4 protein-coding genes are annotated in these 3,308 nt (G+C 57.7%); 2 read left to right on the forward strand and 2 right to left on the reverse strand.

The annotated features are described in order from the left end of the window. Positions 1-57: 57 nt before the first annotated feature. The gene (locus tag K8V32_RS03155) at positions 58-996 is read left to right on the forward strand and encodes an amino acid ABC transporter permease (RefSeq protein ID WP_043058060.1); all 939 of its coding nucleotides are present in this window, start codon (positions 58-60) and stop codon (positions 994-996) included. Then, complete coding sequence (locus K8V32_RS03160) at positions 993-1,775, forward strand: amino acid ABC transporter ATP-binding protein (RefSeq protein WP_303902756.1); 783 nt, start codon at positions 993-995, stop codon at positions 1,773-1,775. The genes K8V32_RS03155 and K8V32_RS03160 overlap by 4 nt, the downstream gene beginning before the upstream one ends. 166 nt (positions 1,776-1,941) lie before the next feature. Here K8V32_RS03160 and K8V32_RS03165 read toward each other — a convergent pair whose 3' ends face one another. Together K8V32_RS03165 and K8V32_RS03170 are read right to left on the reverse strand one after the other, a co-directional pair. Next, on the reverse strand, positions 1,942-2,706 hold the full coding sequence (locus K8V32_RS03165; protein WP_303902759.1) for a hypothetical protein: 765 nt from the start codon (positions 2,704-2,706) through the stop codon (positions 1,942-1,944). Further along, the coding region (locus K8V32_RS03170; RefSeq protein WP_303902762.1) for an AAA family ATPase at positions 2,706-3,308 on the reverse strand (603 nt) is incomplete at its 5' end. The genes K8V32_RS03165 and K8V32_RS03170, both read right to left, overlap by 1 nt.

Below are 3,308 nucleotides of genomic sequence, written 5' to 3' on the forward strand. Positions count from 1 at the left end.
CATATCAATGGCCAACCGTTGGCCGAACTCGAGGGCTAAGAAAGCACCGATACCGTCATGTCCCAGAATTCTTCGTCAGCACGCGCAACGGTTCAGCCCATCAAAGCGCACCCGGTGCGCCACCCCGGCCGCTGGATTGCCGCCACCGTGGTGCTCGCCCTGGCCGCACTGTTTGTTATTAGCGCCGTCAATAATGAAAATTACGGTTGGGATGTCTACCGGCAATACCTATTTGATACCCGCATCGCCACCGCAGCACTCCACACCCTGGCGCTGACCGTATTGTCCATGCTGATCGGCGTTATCCTGGGCGCCATCCTGGCCATCATGCGTATGTCACCCAACCCGGTACTGCGCGCCGTGGCCTGGGTCTACCTGTGGATCTTCCGTGGCACGCCCGTATATGTCCAACTGGTGTTCTGGGGCCTGATGGGCTCGCTCTACCAGACACTGAATCTAGGCTTTACCGAAATCGATTTACAGGGCCTGTTGAGCAATATGTTCTTGCTGGCCGTGATCGGCCTGGCACTGAACGAAGCGGCCTATATGGCCGAGATTGTGCGCACCGGTATTCAAGCGGTACCCGTTGGCCAAATTGAGGCATCACAGGCCCTGGGCATGAGCTGGTGGCTAACCATGCGCCGCACCGTGCTGCCCCAGGCCATGAAGATCATCATCCCGCCGACCGGCAATGAAGTGATTTCCATGCTCAAGACGACGTCGTTGGTCGTGGCCGTGCCGTATTCCCTGGAACTGTATGGGCGCTCGATGGATATCGCCAACGCGCTCTTCGATCCGGTGCCGATGCTGCTGGTGGCCGCGACCTGGTACCTGGCGGTGACCTCCGTGCTGATGGTCGGCCAGCATTACCTGGAGAAATACTACGATCGCGGCATCACCCGCGAGCTGACACCCAAACAGTTGGCAGCGCTGACCGATGCCGAAGGCACCGCCGGCGGCAACGTGACCGTGGTGGACGAGAGGGGAACCCGATGAGCCAGAACGCAACCAATGTTGTCCCGATGATTGATGCCCAGCAGGTGCACAAGTCCTATGGCCAAGTCGAGGTGCTCAAAGGCATCGACCTGACGGTCAATCCCGGCGAGGTGGCCTGTCTGATTGGGCCGTCTGGTTCGGGCAAATCCACCATGCTGCGCTGTGTGAACCATCTGGAAAAAATCACGGCCGGGCGGATTTATGTTGACGGCGAGCTGATCGGTTACCGCGAAAAGAACGGCGAACTCTACGAGATTTCAGCCAAGCAAGCTGCTCGGCAGCGAGCCGAAATCGGCATGGTGTTCCAACAGTTCAATCTGTTTCCGCACCGCACCGCACTGGAGAACATTATCGAAGCACCAGTGCAGGTCAACGGCGAGTCCACCGCCTCGGCAACCAAGCGCGCCCGAGAACTCTTAGCTTCGGTGGGCTTGGCCGGTAAAGAATACAACTATCCCGCCCAACTGTCCGGTGGTCAACAACAGCGAGTAGCCATTGCCCGGGCCGTGGCGATGCGTCCCAAACTCATGCTGTTTGATGAACCGACTTCCGCGTTGGATCCCGAGTTGGTCGGCGATGTCCTCAAGGTCATGAAACAGCTGGCCAACGACGGGATGACCATGTTAGTGGTCACCCACGAAATGGGTTTCGCCCGTGAAGTCGCCGATACGGTGGCCTTTATGGACGGAGGCGTCGTGGTGGAGGCCGGTCCGCCGTCACAAGTGCTGGACAACCCACAACAGGAACGCACCCAAAGCTTCCTGTCATCGATCCTGTAAAAGCATGCCGTGGTGGCCTGCCACCGCACCACATCAAGCGACCATACTTTTTGCGAATCGACTGCTACTGAGAATTTCGAGCCGAATTTTCCCATTAGTGGGGCACTTTAAAAAAGAATGATGCCGGCCCCTCGAAGTGAGGGACCGGCATCATGAGTGTTATGGGTTATCCAGCGGTAGCCTTGCGAATGAGCAGGTAGTTCACCCCACCCAGTGCAATGACGGCCAGCAAGCCCCAGCCCGCCAGACTGAACGCGTTCTGGTCAACGAACCACATGCCGATATTGCCCCACCAGGCGTTCTGAGTAATCAGGACCACTGCGCCCAGAAGGGCAATGACGACGCCAATGATGACGGCCCACAGGATCAGGATGGAAACCCGGCGGTACAGGATCGCCCAGAAGAATCCGAAGCACATGAAAAACAGGACCACCACGGTGTACATGGCACCAACCCCGACTCCCCCACCGTAGTCTTCAAAGACTGGCGAACCGAAGACGTAAATGTGGCGGCCGAAACCGTCGGTGAGCCGTTCAATGTAGTAGGCGAGCATCGCGGCCACACCGTAGCCGAGCGAAACTGCCAGGAAGGTCAGATACGTGCCCATCAAATAGACGCGGCGACTATAGCTCAGTGCCAACGAGAACGGGAACGTGTGCGAGGCGGTGTAGGCGGCCATGAATGCCAGGTACCAGATGGTTGCCTGGGAGGCACCCGTCGAGTTCAGTGGTTCTTGTGCTGCGATGCGGTCTGGCATTTGCGAATCGATAAAGAAACCGATCCCAGCCCCCAGGGCCCATGCCAGGACGAAAATAAACATCGGCAACCAGATAAACGAGTACGGGACCGCGAACTGCAGCCGGAAGGCCGCCGGCACTCGGGCGAAACTGGACCGGTGAGAATTGGCTGGTTGTGCAGTTGTGGTAGTCATCAGAAACCCTCCGATGCGTTGTCTTGCCCGTTTTTGCGCGTCATGTGCACAATGAGCTGTTGTAGGGATACGGGAATGAGATCAAGATCCAGATCCTTGATCAGGCAGTGCTCTTCGGCGTCGAGTTTGCCCAGCACCGTCACGCGAGCAATACGACCAAGGTCTTCGCGGTCCAGCACCTCGCGGTTTCCAACAACCTGGTTGACGGCGTCGGCACGCCCCACGAGGGTCACCGCCCGGTCGGCCAGTTCTTCGGCAGATTCATTGACCATGATCTTGCCCTGATCAATCACCACCACGTGCTCCAATAGATGCGAAATCTCATCAATCAGGTGTGAGGACACCACAATGGTGCGTGGATGTTGGGAGTAGTCCTGCAGCAGCCGGTCATAAAACAGCTGCCGGGCAACGGCGTCCAAGCCCATATACGGTTCATCGAAAACGGTTAGCGGTGCCCGGGACGCCAAACCAATGATGACGCCGACCGCGGACTTTTGTCCGCGCGACATCTTTTTAATCGTCGTCTTCATCGGCACCCGAAACTCTTGGATCAGTTGCTGGGCGAAGTCCTCATCCCAGTTTTCGAAAGCTTCGCGAGCTGC

The sequence above is a fragment of the Enteractinococcus helveticum genome (assembly GCF_020742345.1).
Lineage (GTDB): Bacteria > Actinomycetota > Actinomycetes > Actinomycetales > Micrococcaceae > Yaniella > Yaniella helvetica_A.